We start from the raw sequence: 19,119 nt of genomic DNA, 5'->3' as shown, positions 1-19,119 counted from the left end.
TCCCGCCGGCCCGCAGTCCCGCAGTCCCGCAGTCCCGCAGTCCCGCCGGCCCGCAGTCCCGCCGGCCCGCGTCCCGCCCCCGCGGCCGGCTCAGGACTGCTCGACCAGGGCGGGGTGGCGGGGGTCGTCCATCCGGACGGTGATGTCGGCGAGCTCGGTGGGCACGGTCTCGGCGTCGTAGCGGGCGAAGGCGGGGAGGGTCCACCGGCGGTCGTCGGGCGTGCGGCGGGCCAGGGCGGCCGGGGTGAGGGCGAGGTGGACGGTCAGGTCCAGCGGCAGCCAGCGGCCGAGGAGGAGCTGACCGTCCAGCACCAGCACGCCCCCGGGCGGGAGCAGCGTGTACGGGGCGCGGGTGGAGCGGTCGGTGACGGGATCGCGCAGCGAGGGCAGGACACGCCCGCTGCCGCCGGGCTCCAACGGGTCGAGGACTTCGCGCAGCAGGGCGCCGTCGTCCAGCCAGAGGTCGTGGAAGGCGTCCGCGTCGTGGTGGCCGTACTCCAGCCGGATCGAGGCCGGGCGCAGGAAGTCCGCCGCCGACACCCGCAGCGTGGGGCGGCCGCGCAGCCGCAGCGGCTCCACCAGGGCGTCGGCGAGCGCCTCGGGGCGGGCGGCCGCGGCGCCGTCGACGGCCACCCGCAGCCGGCGCCCGTCGGCGTCGGGCAGGGCGGTGATGCGGTCGGCGAGCAGCTCGGCCAGGTTGTCGGGGGAGATCGGGCGTACCTGCATCGGGTCATCCTGCCGTCTCGTGGGGCCGTTCAGGCGAGCGGGAGGGCGTGCAGGACGTCGTCGTGGCCCGCGTAGAGGCGGTTGCCGTCGGCGGCGAGCGTCCAGGCGTCCTTGCCCGGGCCGGAGTCGCGGAAGGTCCACCTCAGCTCGCCGGTCGCGGTGTTGATCGCGCTGACCCCGCCGACCGAGGTGCCCGGGACGAACAGCGTGCCGCCGACGACCAGCGGACGGCTGCGGCGGTCCAGCAGGAACGGCAGCGGGCAGGTCCAGAGCACTTCACCGGTGGTCGCGTCGTGGCCGGTGACGGTGCCGTGGTCGCGTGCGACGTACACCCGGGGGCCGTCCGGGACGGGCGGCAGCACCCGCCAGGAATCGCCCCGTCCGGGGGAGTAGGTCCAGCCCGGCTCGCCGGTGGGGCGCAGCATGCGCACGCCGCCGTTGCCGTCCGGGACGTAGACGTCCTGCGAGCCGGTGGCGCACCAGCGCAGGTCCTCGTCGCCGGGGGCGGTCCACAGCTCCCGGCCGGTGGCGGCGTCCCGGGCCACCAGCTCGGCGCGGCCGCCGACGAAGCGGACGCAGGCCAGCAGCCGGCCGCCGATGCCGGTGGCGGGGGTGACCGGCTGCTCCTCGGACGCGGTGGGGACGGACCACAGGACGGAGCGGTCGGTGACCCGCAGCGCGAAGAGGCGGTTGTCCGGCGCGGTGCCGTCGGGCCGGGGGCGGCCCCAGGAACAGCCGTAGACGATGCTGCGGTCGTAGCCGGTGAGCCGGACCTGGCCCTGCAGGTCGTCGGGCAGCGGCAGGCTCCAGTCGCCGGCCGGGTCGGTGAAGTGGCGGGCTTCCAGGTGGCCCCGGTACGTGGTGGTGAAGAGGTGGTCGGGCCCGGACACGACCTTGCCGAGCATGTCGAGGTCGCTGGGCCAGTCCCGGGTCTGCGGCGGGTCGAGGACCAGCAGCCGGGCGGCGGTGCCCCGGGCGGGGTCGAGGACCTGCAGGCCCTTCCGGGAGAGGTAGACCGGACGGTTCGGCGGGTCGGTGAGCCGCTCCGGGGTCATCGCGTCGGCGCCGCGGTACGTCCAGGCGGGAGTCGGCCCGGAGACGGCGGTGGGCGGCCCGGTCGGCACCGGCGCGGGAAGCGCACCGTCGGCACCCGAACGGCCGAACGCCCAAACGGCTCCGCCGGCCGCGAGCACCCCGGCACCGATCAGCAGCCGGCGCCGGCTCGGCCGCGACCCGTCCCAGCCCCCGCCGATCACGTCCGCGGACGCCTCGCCGTCGCCGCGCTCCTCCCCGTCCCACTGCCACGATGCCCCGCGCTCGGAGGCCCCTTCGGACGACGGCGACTGCATGACGTTCTCGCTTCCCCACCCGGCGGTCCCGCGCCGCCACCCGCCCGGAGGATATCGAACCGCCCCCGAACGGTCCGAGACCCGTGAGGCCCCGATCCGGCTGCGGCACGCCGTGTCCGCCCGCCCGGCGGCCCGGGGGAGGTGCGCCGTGACGGCCGGGACGATCGCACCCGACCTCTTCCCGGGCCGGCCCTGACTCGGGGAGGGCGTCAGTGCTGCTCCGGGGGGTGGTCCGCGAGGTCGGCGAGGACGTCGGCGTGGCAGGGGAGGGGTGCGCACCAGCAGGCGAGGCGGTGGCCGCGCAGGGGCGGGACGAGGGCGAGGAGGTCGGGGCGGGCGAGCAGGTAGTCGCGGTACTTGACGACCATCTCCTCGCGGGTGAGGTCCGGGCCCGGGTGGTACGGGCAGTGCAGCGGGGACTCGGCGAGGTGCCAGCCGCCGCGGTGCGCGGCGCGGCCGACGTAGACGACGTCCCGGTAGTCGGGGTCGTCGCGGTGGCCCTTGAGGTTGACCACGGTGGTGCGGCTCGTGCGGGGCATGTCGTCCATGGTGGTGCAAGCGGGGTGGCCGGGCAGCTCGGGCCGGGGGCGGCCCCGCCTTGACACGGTTCCGGGCCCGGCGTAGCAAAAGAGCATGCACCATCCGCACGCGACCGGTGGGGCCTCTGGGGCGCGCCCGGGGTCGGACCGGCCGCGGGAGCCCGGGGCCGACGCGGAGGCGCGCCGGGGCGGCCCGCGTGCCGGGCCCCGGGAGGGCCGGCCGGCCGAGTACCGGCGGGACGAGCTGATCGCGCACGCCGTGCGCCGGGTGCTCCGCTCCACCGGGGCGTACGGCGCGATGGTGCACCTGCGGTCACGGGACCGCAGGTCGCTGGTGCTGCGGACGGTCGCCGGGGTGCCGCTGTCGGTGATGAGCCCGTTCCGGCGGGTCGCGGCGGCCGGGCCGCTGCCGGTCGCGGTCTGCTTCCGGACGGGGCACGCGATCGTGCTCTCCGACGGCGAGGACACCATGCGGCGCTTCCCGCAGCTCGCGGTCGGCCTGCCGTACGACTTCGCGTCCGCCTGCGTGGCGGTGGAGCACGACCGCGAGCGGTTCGGGGTGCTGAGCGTGCTGTGGCCCGCCTCGGACGACGGGGTGCCGGAGTCGTCTGGCCCGCAGCTCGCTGCTGCCGCGGCCGAACTGGGCGACGGGCTGGCCGAGTTGGAGGAGGCCGGGCAGTCGGTGGAGCCGGGCGGGGAGACAGCCGTGGTCGAGCTGCCGTCGCCGTCGGTGCCCATCACCCGGGTCGGGCTGTTCGACTGGAACGTGGCCACCGGGGCGCTCTCCGCCGACGAGCACTTCCGCGAGATCTTCGGCTTCGGGCCGGGCGAGTTCGACGGCACCGTGACCGCCCTGAACCGCCGCATCGCCCCCGGCGACCTGCCGGAGTTCCGGGCCGCCGCCCGCACCGCGCTGAAGCAGGGCGAGGTGCTGTCCGCCCGGGTCCGGGTGCTCGGGCCGGACGGCCTGCCGTACCCCGTGGAGCTGTGGGCCCGGGTGCCCGCGGCGATCTCCGACGGGCGGACCCACCTGGTGGGCGCGGTGCTCGACGTCAGCGGCCTGACCGCCGCCGCGGCCGCCGTCGAGCGGCTGCGCGAGGGCGTCTTCTCGCTCGACCTGGACGGCCGGATCAGCTACGCCAACCACGCCACCGAACCGCTGCTGCGGGCCCGCCGCGAGGACCTGGTCGGCCGGCACCCCTGGGACGCGCTGCCCTGGCTCGCCGACCCCTTCTACGAGAACCGCTACCGCGCCGCCCTGCTCTCCCAGCGCCCCACCGCCTTCCTGGCCGCCCGCCCGCCGGACGGCTGGCTCGCCTTCTCGCTCTACCCCGACGGGCACGGCGTCACCGGCCGGGTGGTCGCCGCCGAGCCCCCGCCGGGCGCCGCCGAACCGCCGGCCTCGCCGCCGCCCGTCACCCGCACCGGTGTCGGCGGCACCCACCACCTGCTCCAGCTGGCCAGCGCGCTCACCGAGGCGGTCACCGTGCGCGACGTGTGCCGGGCGGTGGCCGAGGAGATCCTGCCGGCCTTCGGCGGCCAGGAACTCGCCATCTACACGGTGCGCGACCAGCGGCTGCAGCTCGTCTCGCAGACCGGCTACCCGGACGGCTTCCTGGACGGCTTCGAGGGCACCCCGACCGACGCCCGCGTCCCCGGTGCGGAGGCGCTCAGCACCGGCACCCCGATCTTCTTCGAGTCGGTGCGCGAACTCGCCACCGCCTACCCCGGCCTCGCCCTCGACGAGATGGGGGCCTGGGCCTTCCTGCCGCTGATCGCCTCCGGCCGCCCGGTCGGCAGCTGCATCCTCGGCTTCGACCACCCCCGCCCGTTCACCGTCGAGGAGCGCGGCCTGCTCACCGCGCTCGGTGGCTTCATCGCCCAGGCGCTGGAGCGCGCCCGGCTGTACGACGCGGAGTTCACGGTGGCCCGCGGCCTGCAGCAGGCGCTGCTGCCGCACCGGCTGCCCGAGGTGCCCGGCATCCGGATCACCGCCCGCTACCTGCCCGGCACCCAGGGGATGGAGATCGGCGGCGACTGGTACGACGCGATCGTGACCGACGGGGACGTCACCCTGGTGATCGGCGACGTCGAGGGCCACAGCGTCGGCGCCGCCGCCACGATGGGCCAGCTGCGCAGCGCCGTCCGCGCCTTCGCGACCGGCGGCGACCCGCCCGACCAGGTGCTCGCCCACACCAACCGGCTGCTGCTCGACCTCGACCCCGGACTGCTCGCCAGCTGCTGCCTGGTCCGGCTCACCCCGGCCGACGGCACCGCCCGGATCGCCCGGGCCGGCCACATGCCGCCGGTGCTGCGGCACCCGGACGGGTGGGCCGAGGCGCTGTACATGGCGGGCGGGCCGCTGCTGGGGGTGGACGAAGGGGCCGAGTACCCCGTCGGCGAGCTGCGGCTGCGCCCGGGCGCGGTGCTCGCCCTGTACACGGACGGGCTGGTGGAGGACCCGGCGGTGGCGATCGACCAGGGCGTGGACCGGCTGCGGGCCGCGATGGCCCGCGGCCCGGAGGGGGAGGGGCTGGAGGAGGCGGCCGAGCGGCTGCTGGAGGAGGTCGGCTCGACCCGCCGGGTGGACGACGTGGCGCTGTTGCTGACGGCCTTCGGCTGAGCCACCGCGTCGTTGCGGTCGCCGTCGCCGTTGGTTGCCGACGTCGCCGGCCTCAGACTTTCGTCGGCGCCGGTGGCGACGAAGGAGGACGGCGGGCGTCCCGACCGGCCGGTTAGCCTCGACGGGTGAATGCGATCGCACGGGCCTGGAAGAAGGCGGTACGGACGGCACTGCCGGGGCCCTGGCGGCCCCGGCGGGTGGTGGGGCAGGCCCTGCTCGCCCTGCTGATGGGTGGCCTGGCCGCGCTGCTGGAGGCCGCCACCGGCACCGGCCTGGCGGTGCCCTTCGGCCTGGGCGTCGCGGTGCTGTGGGTGCTGCGGCGCGGGCTGCCGACCACCGTGCTGCTGGCGGCCTCGGCGGCCGCCGGGTGGTCGGCCGGGCCGGTGCTGCTGCTGGTCTGCGCGGGTTGGGCGGCCGGGGCGAGGATCCAGCGGGTCTGGTCGCTGGTCACCGCCTTCGTCGCGGGCTGGGTGCTGTTCACCGTGACCGGCGTGCTGGCGGACGCCTCCACGGCCTCGCCCAAGCTGGTCCTCGGGCTGTCGCTGGGCGGCTACCTGGTGCTCGCCGTGCTGCCCGCGCTCTACGGCCGCTACCGCGCGCAGCGGCGTGCGCTGCTGGACGCGCTGCGCGAGCGCAACGACCAGCTGGTGCGCGAGCGGGCGATGCTGGTGCACCAGGCGCGGCTGCGCGAGCGGCACCGGATCGCCCAGGACATGCACGACAGCCTGGGCCACCAGCTGGCGCTGATCTCGGTGCACTCGGGCGCGCTGGAAGTGGACCGCGCCCTCACCGACCGGCAGCGGGAGGCCGTCGGCGTGCTGCGGCAGGCGGCGGTGGCGGCGATGCGCGAACTGCGCGAGGTGGTCGGCGTGCTGCACGACGAGTCGACGGCGGCGCCGCCCCCGGTGGGGGCGGCGGCCGCGGCCGCCGCCCGGGGCGGGGTGGACGGCATCGACGGGCTGCTGGAGTCCTCCCGGGCGGCCGGCGCGGAGGTGTCGCTCAACCGGGAGGGCGAGCGGCGCCCGCTGCCGGCCGCGGTCGACCACGCGGCGTACCGTATCGTGCAGGAGGCGCTCACCAACGCGCACAAGCACGCCCCCGGTGCGCCGATCGGTGTCGCGCTCCGGTACGAGCCGGACGCCCTGGTGGTGGAGGTGACCAACACGCGCGCGCCGGAGCTGGTGGGCGTGCGCTCCGGAGCGGGCCAGGCCGTGAGCGGCGGCCAGGGCCTGACCGGCCTGCGGGAGCGCGCCCGGTTGGTCGGCGGCATGGTGCACGCCGGGCCGACGCCCGAGCAGGGCTTCCGGCTGGCCGCCGTGCTGCCGTACGAGGGGGCGGAGGGCGGCCAGGAGGGCGCCGCCGCCGATGCCGGTGCGGACGACTGGATGTTCGAGGGCCTGCCGTCGGCCGACGAGGTGGCCGACAAGCGGCGGAGCCCGGCGATGGGCTGCGCGGTCGGCGTGGCGGCGGTCGGGGTGGTCCTGCTGGGCCTGGTGGTCTGGGGCATCGTGGCCCTGATCGACGGCAACCACGACGCCACGGTCCGCCGGCCGGTGTACGACCGGATCGAGGCCGGCACGGCCGAGGCCGCGGTGCTGCAAGAGCTGCCGTCCGGCAACGGCTTCTTCACCGACGACTACCGGAAGAGCGGCCCGACCCCGCCGGAGGGCGCGCAGTGCCGGTGGTACCTGCTGGCCGGCTCGGCCGGCGAGGCCTGGGACGAGGATCACGTGGCGCGGTTCTGCTTCAAGGACGGCGTGCTGGTGGACAAGCAGGACTACGTCGCCAAGAGCTGATCGCGCGGGCCCGGTCCGTGGGCCAGGCCCGGACCGACCCGGCCCGGACCGACCCCTTCCGGGCGGACCCCTCCCGGCCCGGACGGGTGGTCCGGGCCGGTCGGCGGAGATGTGAGGATGGTGCCGCAGCCGAAGCACTGTTCGATACGAGGGGAATGACCAGCGTGATCCGAGTCCTCGTCGCCGACGACGAGCCGCTGATCCGGGCCGGGATCAGGATGATCCTCGGCTCCGCCGACGACATCGAGGTGGTCGCCGAGGCCGCCGACGGGCGGGAAGCGCTGGAGCTCGCGCGGTCGCACCGGGTGGACGTGGTGCTGCTGGACATCCAGATGCCGGTGATGGACGGGCTGACGGCGCTCGGGGAGCTGGCGAGGATCGCCCCCGGCGCGCGGGCGCTGATCCTCACCACCTTCGGGGAGCGCGAGAACGTCCTGCGCGCCGTGACCGAGGGCGGCGCCGGCTTCCTGCTCAAGGACACCGCGCCGAACGAGCTGATCCAGGCCGTCCGGGCGGCGGCCGGCGGCAACGCCTTCCTGTCCCCGGCGGCCACCCGGCACATCGTCGACTCGCTGGCGGCCGGGCGCAGCGGCTCGCTGGCCGCCCGCAGCGCCGCGGCCCGGCGTCGGCTGGAGGTGCTCACCGGGCGCGAGCTGGAGGTGCTGGCGCTGCTCGGGGAGGGCCTGTCGAACGCCGACGCGGGGGCCCGGATCCACATGAGCGAGGCGACGGTGAAGACCTACGTGAGCCGGATCCTGGCCAAGCTGGGGTGCGAGAACCGGGTCCAGGCGGCGCTGCTGGCGCGTGACGCGGAGCTCGACGGACGGAACTGAGCGCGTTCGTGTGCTCACGTCAAGTAGCGGGTGTGGCGGACACCACTCGGCGGCCGCTCGGAGCGGGGAACTCCGGATGCCGTGGTGACGGTCCGTCAGTGATCCGTTGCGATGAGTTGATGGTGTGCCGTCTCTGACGAACGGACAGATGTGAGTGAGGGCACGGGAGTTGATCGTTAGATCTTGTAAATACGGTCAAACCTGGTCGAACCGGTCACCCTTTCTTGATCGATACCGCCGGTAACAGTCAACTGACCTGCGACGTCCAAGAATTGCTTGCTGAGCCCCGGGGTTGCCCCTAGCTTCATTGGCGGCGCAACGAGCGCCACCCGGGTTCACCCCGACGCACCGCCCGCCGACTGACCCACGGCGCCAGGGCGGTGCCCGCCGAGCAGGCCGGCTCGTCCAGGCCCCGTCGGCGAGCGGAGGTGACCGGGGCGGCACGGCACGTCCGACGCGTGCCCGGCCGCCCGTCGAGTGAGGTGAGCGGACACCACCGGCCCATGTCCCGGGCCTGGTTCCGCCTGCCCGCCCGGGGCTTGTCGAGAGGATCCGCATGAATCCCCGTCACGAGACCACCGCTGCCACCGAGACCACCACCCAGCGCAACCGCGTGCGGCTGGCGGTCGTCGCGGGAGCCGCCGTCGCGGTCCTGCCGGTGGTCGGCCTCGTCACGGCCACCTCGGCCTCCGCCGCACCGGCCTCCGTCTGGGACGCCGTCGCCCAGTGCGAGAGCGGCGGCAACTGGAGCATCAACACCGGTAACGGGTTCCACGGCGGACTGCAGTTCTCCGCCGGCACCTGGAGGGCGTACGGCGGCACCGCGTACGCCCCCCAGGCCAACCAGGCGACCAGGGCGCAGCAGATCGCCGTCGCCGAGAAGGTCCTCGCCTCGCAGGGTCCGGGCGCCTGGCCGGTCTGCTCGAAGAGGGCGGGCCTGAGCAGGGGCGGCGCCCCGGCCGCCGTCGACACCCCGTCGGCCGCCAAGCCCGCGGCCAAGCCGGCCGAGAAGCCCGCCAAGCCGGCGACGCGGGCGGCGAAGCCCGTCGACACGTTCGCTGCGGCGGCCGGGCGGCAGGCGCCCAGGGCCGCCGACCCGGCAGCGGGCCGGCCGTCGGCCAAGCCGGCGCAGTCCGCGCCGTCCACCGAGAAGAACAGCGCGAGCGGGAGCTACACCGTCAGGAGCGGCGACACCCTGAGCGACATCGCCGCCAAGTTCGGCGTCGACACCGACGGCCTCTACCGCAAGAACGTGCGCGTCATCGGCGGCAACCCGGACCTGATCTTCCCGGGCCAGACCCTGACCGTCTGACGCAGCCCGACCATCCGGCGGAAGGCCTGACCCAGCCTCCGGCGGAGTCCCGCACCACTCGGCCGAGGGCCTGACCCAGCCTCCGGCGGAGTCCCGCACCACTCGGCCGAGCGGCCGCCCCCTGCCCGGGGCGGCCGCTCGGCGCGACGCGTTTCCCGGCCTCCTGATGACACCTCGGGCGCCGGTAGGGTCGGCTGATGGTCCGACTGATCAGTGACGACGAGCTCATCGCCACCTCCGTGGTGGCGAACAGCACGATGAACCGCGAGCGCGGGCTCAGCGGGGTGAACAGCTACGCCCGCTCGCTCGGCTTCGACCCGCTGGCCTGGCTGCGGGAGCGCGACGCCGCGGTGCCGGGCTGGCTGGACCTGTGCAGCGGTGAGGGCCTGGCGCTGGCGGAGGCCGCGCGGCAGCTGCCGCCCGGGGGTGCGGAGCTGACCGGAGTCGACCTGGTCGGCCCGATGGCCCCGCCGCCGGACGGGGCGGCCCTGCCGCACCTGCGGCTGGTCACCGCGGCGGTCTCGGACTGGGCGCCGGACCGGCCGTACGACCTGATCACCTGTGTGCACGGCCTGCACTACCTCGGCGACCAGCTCGGCGCGATCGCCCGCGCCGCCTCCTGGCTGGCTCCGGACGGCCGGTTCGTCGCCCACTTCGACCCCGAGTCGGTGCGCCGGACGGACGGGAGCAGCGCGGCCCGCCCGGTGGTGGCGGCGCTGCGGGCGGCCGGGTTCGGGTACCGGGCACGGCGGCACCTGCTCGTCCTGGACGGCGGCCGGCCGGTCGAACTGCCCTTCGTCTACGCGGGGGCCGACCCGGGCGCCGGGCCGAACTACACGGGGCAGCCGGCCGTCGGTTCGTACTACCGGTAGCCGGCGCGCACGCCGGGGCGCGCGGCGCGGGCGAGGGGTACGGCGTGGGCGGGGGGTACGGCGTGGCATCGTTGAAGGTTCAACGCAACGTCCGAATACCGCCGGAGGTCCGCGGCGCCGCGGACCAGGATCGAGTCATGTCCGAGATCGGAACGAGGAGTTCTGGAGATATGACGATGAACGGAACCGCGGTGCTCGACGGCAAGGTGGTCCTGGTGACCGGCGGCAGCCGGGGGATCGGAGCGGCGGTCGCCCTGCGGCTCGCCGAGGACGGCGCCGACGTGGTGCTGACCTACCAGGGCGGCGCGGAGCGGGCCGAGGAGGTCGCCGCGAAGATCACCTCGATGGGGCGGACCGGCTGGGCCGTCCGCGCGGACAGCGCCGATCCGCAGGCGGTGCAGGCCGTGGTGGCGGCGGTCGTCGAGCGGTTCGGACGGCTGGACGTCCTGGTCAACAACGCCGGCGTCGGCGCCGTCGGCCCGATCGGCGAGGTGGCACTGGACGACGTCGACCGGGTGCTGGAGGTGAACGTCCGGGCGCCCTTCCTGTTCGCGCAGGCGGCCTCCGCGCACCTGGCCGAGGGCGGACGGATCGTCACCATCGGCAGCTGCGTGGCCAAGCAGGTCGCCTTCCCCGGCGCCACGCTGTACGCGACCAGCAAGTCCGCGCTGATCGGGCTCACCAAGGCGCTGGCCCGCGAGCTCGGCCCGCGCGGGATCACCGCCAACCTGGTGCACCCGGGCCCGATCGACACCGACATGAACCCGGCCGACGGCCCGTCGGCGGAGTTCCAGCGCGGGCTCACCGCGCTCGGCCGTTTCGGCACCGGCGCGGAGGTCGCGGCCGCGGTCGCCTACCTGGTGGGCGAGGACGGCCGTTACGTGACGGGTGCGGAGCTGGCGGTGGACGGCGGCGTCGGGGCCTGACGGCCCTGGTGGCCGGCTGGCCGGCGTCCGGCACCCGGTCGGAGCGGGGGCCGGCGCGGTGTCGTGCCGGGCGGTCGTCGGCGCACGCGCTTACGATCGCCCGGCACGACCCGTGCCCCGACCGATGTGCCCCGACCGAGAGGTGTGCCATGACCGCAGCGGAAGACCCGATCGGACTGCTCGCCCGGGCCCTCGCGCAGACCGCCGGGCTGATCGACGGCACCGGCGTCGAGCTGGCCGGCCACCCGACGCCCTGCCGCTCCTGGGACGTCGGCGACCTGGTCAGTCATCTGCTCCACGACCTGCGGCAGTTCACCGTCCGGGCGAAGGGCGGGCAGCCGGACTGGTCGCAGCCCTTCGCGCGGGTCGAGGAGGACTGGCTGCACGCCTTCGAGGCCGGGGCCGAGGAACTGGTCGACGCCTGGCGCGCGGCCGGGGACCTCGGCGGCACGCTGGAGGTCCCCGGCTTCGGCACCCTGCCGGCCCGCTTCCCGGTGGACCAGCAGGTCGCCGAATTCGCCGTCCACGGATGGGACTTGGCGCGGTCATCGGACCAGTCCACCGAGGGGCTGGACCACGAGGTGGCGCTGGCCGCGCTGGCCTGGGCCGAGGGCGCGCTCAAGCCCGAGTACCGCGGCACGGAGGAGGACCACCACGCCTTCGGCCCGGCCGTCGCCGTGCCCGAGGACGCGCCGCCGTACGACCGGCTCGCCGCGTTCTTCGGGCGCGATCCGGCGGCGCCGGTCACCGGGTAGCGCGGGGGCGGCGGACCGGCCGACGGGTGCGTGCGCCCCCGCCCGCGACCGGGCGGGGGCGCACCACGGTCAGGGCTTCGCCGGCCGCGCGACCGCCGCCTGCTTGATCGCCTCCCGGATCCGCGGGTAGGTGCCGCAGCGGCAGACGTTCTGGATCCGGTCGATGTCCGCGTCCGTCGGATCCGAGGTGCGGCGTAGCAGGGCGACCGCCGCCATGATCTGCCCCGGCTGGCAGAAGCCGCACTGGGCGACGTCGCAGGCGAGCCAGGCCTCCTGGACGGGGTGCAGGGTGTCGCCGTCGGCGAGGCCCTCGATGGTGGTGACGGTGCGGCCCGCGCAGTCCTTGACGGACCGGGTGCAGGGCTGGAACTCCTGGCCGTCGAGGTGGCTGGTGCAGGCGCGGCAGACGCCCACCCCGCAGCCGTACTTGGGGCCCGTGACGCCGAGCTTGTCGCGCAGCACCCAGAGCAGCGGCATGTCGTCCGGGGCCTCGACGGTGACGGGCTGCCCGTTGAGGACGAAGGTGTGGGTGGACATGGGGAGTCGGGATCCTCGGCTCTGGTGGTCGGGGGGCGGCGCCGGACGTTCGCGGTGCCGGACGTTCGTGGCTCAGGGCGGATGCGGTGCCGGGCGTTCGCGGTTCCGGGCGGTCAGAAGTTGACGGGGAAGGAGCGCGGGCTGGTGCCGGTGGCGCGGGCGTAGGCGTTGGCGACCGCGGCGGAGGCGGCCGGGACCCCCAACTCGCCCGCGCCGCCGGGCGGTCCGCTCGGCGGCATCAGGTGGATCTCGACCACCGGCGGGGTGTGCCGCTGCCGGGCGTAGTGGAAGTCGCCGTAACTCCCCTCCCGGAAGGCGCCGTTGTCGAGGTGGTTGCCGGCCTGCAGGATCACCGAGATGCCGTCGACCAGCGCGCCGGTCAACTGGGCCTCCAGTCCCGTGGGGTTGATCACCCGGCCGACGTCGGCGGCGATCACCGCCTTGGTGACCCGGGGGTTGGCCCGGTCGGTGGCGTCCAGCTCGACCAGGTAGGCGGCGGTGCCGCCGTTCTCCTCGTGGTAGCCGACGCCCTGGGCCTGGCCGGGCGGCATCGGACGGCCCCAGCCGCCCTTCGCGGCGAGGGTGTCCAGGACGGCCCGGCCGGCGGCGCTGCGCAGCCGGGCGCGCCGGAAGGCGACCTCGTCCTGGCCCATCCGGCGGGCCAGTTCGTCCATCACGATCTCGTCGGAGACCCGGACGGTGCCCGAGTAGACCGACCGCCAGCTGCCGGTGTGCAGCTCCAGCGGGACCTCGGCGAGCAACTGGACGGGGACGCCGACGTCGTACGGGTTCTTCTCGGTGAGCAGGAAGAACGCCTCGGAGGCGGTGAGCCCGGCCAGCGGGAGGTTGTAGCCGGCGGCGGTGAGGGCCTCGCCGAGGCCGTGGCCGAAGTCGGTCTGCACGCCGGCGGCGCGGTGCTCCCAGCCGAGCACGTGGTCGAGGCCGTAGACGGCCCGGATCCGGTGGTGGCTGGCCGGGCGCATCCGGCCGTGGCGCATGTCGTCGTTGCGGGTCCACATCAGCTTGACCGGGCGGCCGGCGGCCTTGGAGATCCGGGCGGCCTCCAGGGCGGCGTCGAAGAACAGCCGCCGGCCGAACGAGCCGCCGCCGCGCACCACGTGGACGGTGACGGCGTTCTGCGGCAGGCCGAGTTCGGCGGCGATGGTCTGCTGGGCGACGATCGGGCTCTGCGCGGCGAACCACAGCTCCGCGCGGTTCGGCCGGACGTCGGCGATGGCGGTGAGCACCTCCATCGGGGCGTGGTTGACGAAGGCGAAGTCGAACTCGGCGTCCAGGTGCTGGGCGAGCAGCGGCGGGGGGAGGAACGGCGCGTGGGCGGCGCGCAGCCGGCTCCTGACGTCGTCGGTGGAGAGCCCGGCGACCGGGCCCGGGTTCCAGGTGGTGCGCAGTGCGTCGCGCGCCTTGAGCGCCTGGTCGAAGGTCTCGGCGAGGACCGCGACGCCGCTCGGCACCTGCACCACGCCGAGCACGCCGGGCATGGCGCGGGCGGCGGAGGCGTCCAGGGACTTGAGGGTGCCGTTGACGGTGGTGGGGCGGGCGACCACGGTCGGCACGGCGCCCGGGATCTGCAGGTCCCCGGTGTACTTGGCGCGGCCGGTGACGATGTCGCGGGCGTCGATGCGGCCGGTCGGCCTGCCGACCAGGCGCGGCCGGTCGGCGGCCTTCGGGACGGCGGGGACGGCGGGCGCGGAGACGGCGGCGGCGTCGACGGCGAGGTCGCCGTAGCCGAGCCGGCGGCCGTCGGGGGCGAGGACGGCGGAGTCGGCGGTGCGCAGCGTGGTTGCCGGAACGTTCCAGCGCCTGGCGGCGGCCGTCACCAGCCGGGCCCGGGCGGCGGCGGCCGCGCCGCGCACCGGGTCGTACAGCGAGCGGATGGAGTTGGATCCGCCGGTCAGCTGGTTGAAGAGCAGCTCGGGACGGCCGTCGGAGAGCGGTACGTCCACGTCGGTGAGCCGCGCGTCGAGCTCCTCGGCGACCAGCATCGCGATCGCGGTGGTCAGGCCCTGGCCGACCTCCAGCCGCGGCAGGTACAGCACGGCGCGTCCGGCGGGGGTGAGTTCGAGGACCAGCAGGTGCGAGGTCGGCAGCCCGGCGAGGATCATCGCGTCGCCGAGGTCGACGATGTCGGGGATGCCGGGCAGGCCGAGCAGCTGCGGGGGCGCGGCGGACCCGGCGGCCGCGGCGGCGTGGACGGCCTGCGCGGCGGCCTGCCCGGCGCCCGGGGTGGCGGCCCGCGCGGTGGCGGGGTCGGTGGCGTCGAGGCCCAGGCGGGCGGCGACGGTGAGGGTGGGTGCGGCCAGCAGGTAGGTGAGGAAGCGGCGGCGGCCGGCGGGTTCGGCGGAGGGTCCGGCATCGCCCGGGTGGCCGGTGGAGTCCGAGGGCGCGACGGAGGTACTGATGGGAGGAACCCTTCGTGCCGGAGGCGGCGCCGGATCGGGCGGGCACGGCGGCCCCGGCCCCGGTGCCGGATCGCGAACGCCGTTGAGCATAAAAGGGCGCTACTGACGGGTCAACACGGTCAAAGTTGGCCCCCGGCTTGGGCGATCGGGCTTTTGCAACGTTCGGTGGGCGCGGATTCGGAACGGGTACGGACGGCGCTGCGGGGGCGCGGGAACGGCTCGGCCGGAACGTTCCCGAAGGGCCTGGCGAGCCCAACGACCCTCTGTCGTACGAGGGTTCAGCGCTCGGTCGGCGGTGCGGCGACCCGCGGAAGTGGCCCAAGAACTTCCTTGATCATTGGACCTGTCGGATGGGCCAGTTTCGGCCTAGGGTAGGAGCCGAACCGTCGCCGACGGTTGTGAACTCCCGGCCCGCGCGCCGCTCGTCGAATCGGTGATGTCGCCCGTCCGGGGGTGGACGGTCAGCCGTCGGGCGGACAGTGACGGCCGGTCACCCCGTGGAGGAGAGACGTGCCGACCGACCGAGCCGCCCGGCGGAGCAGCCTCCTCCCGCCCGCCGGCCCCCAGCGGACCCTGGCCGCAGCCCAGTTGGCGAGCGCGGTGGGCGACGGCGCCTACTACACCTGCTCCGCGCTCTACTTCACCCGCGTCGTCGGCATGTCACCGACCGCCCTCGGCCTCGGCCTCGCGATCGGCTGGGCGCTCGGCTCCGTCGCCGCCGTCCCGCTCGGCCACCTCGCCGACCGGCGCGGCCCGCGCCGCACGGCGGTGGCGCTCGGGCTGGCGGCCGCGGCCGTGGTCGTCGCCTTCCTGGTGATCCGCTCCTATCCGTCGTTCCTGCTGGCGGTCTGCCTCTACGCCACCGCGCAGTCCGGACTGACCGCGGCCCGGCAGGCTCTGGTCGCCGGTCTGGTGCCGCCCGGCGAGCGGACCGGTCTGCTCGCCCACCTGCAGTCGACCCTCAACGGGGGCCTGGCCGTCGGGGCGGCCGTCGGCGGCATCGCCCTGAGCGTCGGCACCCGGGCCGCGTACCTGGGCGCCTTCGTCGTCACCACGATCGGCCTCCTCGTCGGCGCGCTGGTGCTCCGGCGACTGCCCGAAGTCCCGCCCGCCGCCCAGGAGTCCGGCACCGGACCGCGCCTGGCCGTGCTGCGCGACCGGCGGTACGCCGCCGTCACCCTGGTCAACGCCGTCCTGCTGCTGCGGATGCCGCTGCTCAGCCTGGTCATCCCGCTCTGGATCGCCCAGCGCGCCCCCGGGATCGGCTGGCTCGGCTCGGCACTGTTCGTGCTCAACACCCTTGCGGTGCTGGCCTTCCAGGTCCGGGCGGCCCGTGGCGTCACCGGGCTGGACTCGGCGGCGCGGGCGGTCCGCTCGGCCGGGGTGCTGCTGCTCGCCTGCTGCGCGGTCTTCGGACTGTCCGCGCTCGACGTGCCGGTGTGGGCGGTCGGCGCGCTGCTGGTCGCTGCGTCCGTGCTGCAGGTGGCCGGCGAGATGCGGCAGTCGGCGGGTTCCTGGCAGATCGGGTTCGACCTCGCTCCGCCGGACCGGATCGGGCAGTACCAGGGCTTCTTCGGCACCGGCGTCGCCGTCGCCCGCACCCTCGGGCCGCTGCTGCTCACCGCGCTGCTGCTGGACGGGGGCCTGGCGGGCTGGCTGGTCCTCGGCGGGGTGTTCCTCGCGGCCGGGTTCGCCATGGGGCCGGTGGCCCGCTGGGCGGAGCGGGACCGCGGTCACGCGCTGTCACCGTCGGAGCCGGTCGCGCCGGTCGCGCCGGTCGGGACGGGCACGGACGGCACGGTCGGCACGCCGGGCACGGCCAGCGCGGCGGCTGAAGCGGCGTGACGGCCGAAGCGGCGCAGCGGCGGCCGGGTCGGCGCGCGGAGCCCCCCGGGGTGCGGCGGGCGAGCAGCCGGACGGTCCGGAAACCGCTGGCACCGGCCCGCCGCCCACTGGCATGCTGGCCGCGTGGACAGACCCCGGATATGGCTCGACTTCGCCCCTGAGCTGCACCTCTTCGTCTCCGCGCCCCGGCGGGCCGGCCGCACCGCGCTGCACACGGACGGCACCTCCACCCTCGGCCACGTCGTCGAGTCGCTGGGCGTCCCGCTCACCGAGGTCGGCGCCCTGCTGGTGGACGGCCGGGCCGTGCCCGACGCGTACGTCCCGGCCGACGGCGAGCACATCGACGTCCGCGCGGTGACCAGGCCGCAGCCCTCGGCCACCCCGCCGCGCTTCCTCCTGGACGTCCACCTCGGCACCCTCACCCGCCGCCTGCGCCTGCTCGGCGTGGACGCCGCGTACGAGAACCCCGACATCGGCGACGCCGCGCTGGCCGCCCGCTCCGCCGCCGAGCAGCGCGTCCTGCTCTCGCGCGACCGCGGCCTGCTGCGCCGCCGCGAACTCTGGGCCGGCGCCTACGTCTACAGCCACCGCCCCGCCGAGCAACTGCGCGACGTGCTCTCGCGCTTCGCCCCGCCGCTCGCCCCCTGGAGCCGCTGCACCACCTGCAACGGCACGCTGCGCACGGTCACCAAGACCTCGGTGCGCGAGCAGCTGCGGGACGGCACCGAGCGCTCCTACGACGCCTTCGCCCAGTGCACCGAGTGCGGCCAGGCCTACTGGCGCGGTGCCCACCACGCCCGACTGGAGGCGATCGTCGCCGAAGCCGTGCGCGACTTCGGCGACGGGCAGGACCGGCTCGGGGCCGCATCGGGGTGAGGCGCCCTGGCGGGCGCCGCGTGCCCGTGTTCCCATCGACGGTGGGGGACGGGAACACGTCGTTCGGTCACGCGAGCGGTCACGGGACCGGTCGCGGGAGAGGCCAGGTCGTCGGATGAGCAGCCAACCGGAGCACGACCCCTTCCGCACCGCGCGCCTCGCGGACGCCCCCGTCGTGACCGCGCCGGACGGAGCCGCGGTGTACCCACTGCTGGTCCTGGAGGGGCGGGGGAGCCTCGCGGTGTTCACGCTCGCTCCCGGGCAGGTGACCCACGCGGTGTCGCACGCCACCGTCCAGGAGCTGTGGCAGGTCACCGCGGGCAGCGGCGCGCTGTGGCGCCGCCAGGGCGCACGGGAGGAGACCGTACGGCTCGCGCCCGGCACCGCCGCGTCGATATCGCTCGGCACCGCCTTCCAGTTCCGGGCGGACGAGGACTCCGACGGGCCGCTGCGGATCACCGCCGTCACCGTGCCGCCCTGGCCCGGTACGGACGGTGAGGCCCGCCCCGAGGACGGCCCCTGGCGGCCGACCGTCCGGTGAGGCGGGCCGGGCCGGCCCGCGCCGCTACGCGTCGTCGACCTCCAGGCCGTACGCCACCACGGCCTGGTGCAGCCCGCCCGGGTACCCGGCGAGGGCCGGGGTGAACTCCCAGTCACCGTGGGCGTCGCGGTCGAAGCGGCCGAGCCGCATGGCGGTGTTGGTCTCCGCGCCGTCCGCCAGGTGCATCACGGCGGCGTCCTGGCCGGTGCCGGTCTCCAGGATCAGCGCCGGTCCGGCGAATCCGGCCATGGTGGAGCCCGGGTGGTTCCCGGTGTCGGCCGCGGCGATGACCACGAGCCGGTCGACGTCGGCGGGCAGGGCGTCGAAGTCGACCATCAGGCAGGCGTTCGCGTCCTCGTAGCCGGTCACCAGCCGCACCGAACCGTCCGGCGTGGAGGCGTTGTTGTAGAACACCAGGTGGTCGTCCGACACCGCGACGTTCCCCCGGCAGACCAGGGCGGCGATGTCGTACTCCTCCGCGCCGGTCCAGTGCAGCAGGAGCCGGGCGGGCTCGGCGGCGACCTCGATCGCGGGCAGCCCGTCCAGGCCGGCCGCCTCGGCGGAGGCGTCCTCCTGGGCGGCCGTGAACACCTCGTGGAAGCCGTGGTGCTTGAGCAGCCCGACCAGCTCGGCGCCGTTGATCAGGGTGACCGCCTTGCCGGTGACGAACTGGTGGGCGCTCGGGCCGAACTTGCTGGTCGTGACGAGGACGGCCTTCGTCGCGGCCTCGTCGTGCCGCAGCGTGCCGTAGAGGTCCCGCACCGCCGAGGGCGGCACGGTGTCGCGGTACCGCTTCACCTGCACGATCACGTTCCCGCCGCGGAACGGGTCGGTGTCGATGCCGCGGACGTCCACCCCGCCGTCCCGGGAGCGGGCGGTCAGTTCGACCTTCATGCCCATGGCCTCCATCAGCCGGGCCACGAGCTGCTCGAACTCGACGGGGTCCATCGCCATGAGGAGCTGGAGCTCGCGCACGCGCCTGGCCATCCGGCCGCGGTTGGCGTTGGTGTCGTCGCGCAGGTGGCGGAACAGCACGCGCTGGGCGCGGCGTTCGTCGGCGTCGGGGTTGCCGAGGCGGTGGAGTTTCCGGCTCCGGGACATGGAGTGCCCCCTCTTGCAGGTGACGATTCGTGCAGGTAGGCGTCACCGTAGGGGAATCGCGGGCGACG

At 75.5% G+C, this 19,119-nt stretch carries 16 protein-coding genes; 10 read left to right on the top strand and 6 right to left on the bottom strand.

Annotation, left to right across the window (positions count from 1 at the left end):
- Positions 1-90 precede the first annotated feature (90 nt).
- The 3 genes from ACZ7KX_RS30805 to ACZ7KX_RS30795 form a co-directional block, all read right to left on the bottom strand.
- On the bottom strand, positions 91-726 hold the full coding sequence (locus tag ACZ7KX_RS30805; protein ID WP_470329327.1) for a nucleoside/nucleotide kinase family protein: 636 nt from the start codon (positions 724-726) through the stop codon (positions 91-93).
- Positions 727-755: 29 nt separating this feature from the next.
- Positions 756-2,075 (bottom strand): outer membrane protein assembly factor BamB family protein, encoded by a 1,320-nt coding sequence (locus ACZ7KX_RS30800; RefSeq protein WP_470329326.1) that lies wholly within the window; start codon positions 2,073-2,075, stop codon positions 756-758.
- A 209-nt stretch (positions 2,076-2,284) separates the two neighbouring features.
- Positions 2,285-2,614 carry a DUF4326 domain-containing protein gene (locus tag ACZ7KX_RS30795; RefSeq protein ID WP_350521052.1) on the bottom strand — a complete coding sequence of 110 codons (330 nt, stop codon included), beginning with the start codon at positions 2,612-2,614 and terminating at the stop codon, positions 2,285-2,287.
- A gap of 94 nt (positions 2,615-2,708) precedes the next feature.
- Between ACZ7KX_RS30795 and ACZ7KX_RS30790 the strand changes: the two genes are divergently transcribed.
- The 7 genes from ACZ7KX_RS30790 (at position 2,709) to ACZ7KX_RS30760 (ending at position 11,731) form a co-directional block, all read left to right on the top strand.
- The gene (locus ACZ7KX_RS30790) at positions 2,709-5,237 is read left to right on the top strand and encodes a SpoIIE family protein phosphatase (protein WP_470329325.1); all 2,529 of its coding nucleotides are present in this window, start codon (positions 2,709-2,711) and stop codon (positions 5,235-5,237) included.
- A 125-nt stretch (positions 5,238-5,362) separates the two neighbouring features.
- Positions 5,363-7,033, top strand: coding sequence for a sensor histidine kinase (locus ACZ7KX_RS30785; RefSeq protein ID WP_470329324.1), 1,671 nt, complete (start codon positions 5,363-5,365; stop codon positions 7,031-7,033).
- Between the two features lie 164 nt (positions 7,034-7,197).
- Entirely contained in the window at positions 7,198-7,866 is a 669-nt protein-coding gene (locus ACZ7KX_RS30780) for a response regulator transcription factor (RefSeq protein ID WP_350521083.1), read from the top strand.
- Positions 7,867-8,422: 556 nt separating this feature from the next.
- A complete protein-coding gene (locus tag ACZ7KX_RS30775; protein WP_470329323.1) occupies positions 8,423-9,178 on the top strand; it encodes a transglycosylase family protein in 756 nt (251 codons plus the stop codon).
- A 197-nt stretch (positions 9,179-9,375) separates the two neighbouring features.
- Complete coding sequence (locus tag ACZ7KX_RS30770) at positions 9,376-10,050, top strand: class I SAM-dependent methyltransferase (protein ID WP_470329322.1); 675 nt, start codon at positions 9,376-9,378, stop codon at positions 10,048-10,050.
- Positions 10,051-10,220: 170 nt separating this feature from the next.
- Positions 10,221-10,976 (top strand): SDR family NAD(P)-dependent oxidoreductase, encoded by a 756-nt coding sequence (locus ACZ7KX_RS30765; protein ID WP_470329321.1) that lies wholly within the window; start codon positions 10,221-10,223, stop codon positions 10,974-10,976.
- A gap of 149 nt (positions 10,977-11,125) precedes the next feature.
- Positions 11,126-11,731, top strand: coding sequence for a TIGR03086 family metal-binding protein (locus ACZ7KX_RS30760; RefSeq protein ID WP_470329320.1), 606 nt, complete (start codon positions 11,126-11,128; stop codon positions 11,729-11,731).
- Between the two features lie 69 nt (positions 11,732-11,800).
- Here ACZ7KX_RS30760 and ACZ7KX_RS30755 read toward each other — a convergent pair whose 3' ends face one another.
- Both ACZ7KX_RS30755 and ACZ7KX_RS30750 read right to left on the bottom strand, forming a co-directional pair.
- Complete coding sequence (locus ACZ7KX_RS30755) at positions 11,801-12,268, bottom strand: (2Fe-2S)-binding protein (protein ID WP_470329319.1); 468 nt, start codon at positions 12,266-12,268, stop codon at positions 11,801-11,803.
- A gap of 113 nt (positions 12,269-12,381) precedes the next feature.
- Positions 12,382-14,778, bottom strand: a complete 2,397-nt coding sequence (locus ACZ7KX_RS30750) for a xanthine dehydrogenase family protein molybdopterin-binding subunit (RefSeq protein ID WP_470329318.1) — start codon at positions 14,776-14,778, stop codon at positions 12,382-12,384.
- Positions 14,779-15,198: 420 nt separating this feature from the next.
- On the opposite strand from ACZ7KX_RS30750, the gene ACZ7KX_RS30745 reads away from it, so the two are divergent.
- The 3 genes from ACZ7KX_RS30745 to ACZ7KX_RS30735 all read left to right on the top strand — a co-directional run bounded on the left by ACZ7KX_RS30745 (position 15,199) and on the right by ACZ7KX_RS30735 (position 17,950).
- Positions 15,199-16,533, top strand: coding sequence for an MFS transporter (locus ACZ7KX_RS30745; protein ID WP_470329317.1), 1,335 nt, complete (start codon positions 15,199-15,201; stop codon positions 16,531-16,533).
- A 123-nt stretch (positions 16,534-16,656) separates the two neighbouring features.
- A complete protein-coding gene (locus ACZ7KX_RS30740) occupies positions 16,657-17,409 on the top strand; it encodes a Mut7-C RNAse domain-containing protein (protein ID WP_470329316.1) in 753 nt (250 codons plus the stop codon).
- A gap of 115 nt (positions 17,410-17,524) precedes the next feature.
- Positions 17,525-17,950, top strand: coding sequence for a cupin domain-containing protein (locus ACZ7KX_RS30735; RefSeq protein WP_470329315.1), 426 nt, complete (start codon positions 17,525-17,527; stop codon positions 17,948-17,950).
- Positions 17,951-17,974: 24 nt separating this feature from the next.
- Here the strand turns inward: ACZ7KX_RS30735 and ACZ7KX_RS30730 are convergent, their stop codons facing one another.
- A complete protein-coding gene (locus tag ACZ7KX_RS30730) occupies positions 17,975-19,051 on the bottom strand; it encodes a restriction endonuclease (RefSeq protein ID WP_470329314.1) in 1,077 nt (358 codons plus the stop codon).
- Positions 19,052-19,119 lie beyond the last annotated feature (68 nt).

It is taken from the genome of Kitasatospora sp. NPDC038210, from assembly GCF_055600605.1.
This window is presented reverse-complemented; position numbering and strand designations above follow the sequence as displayed.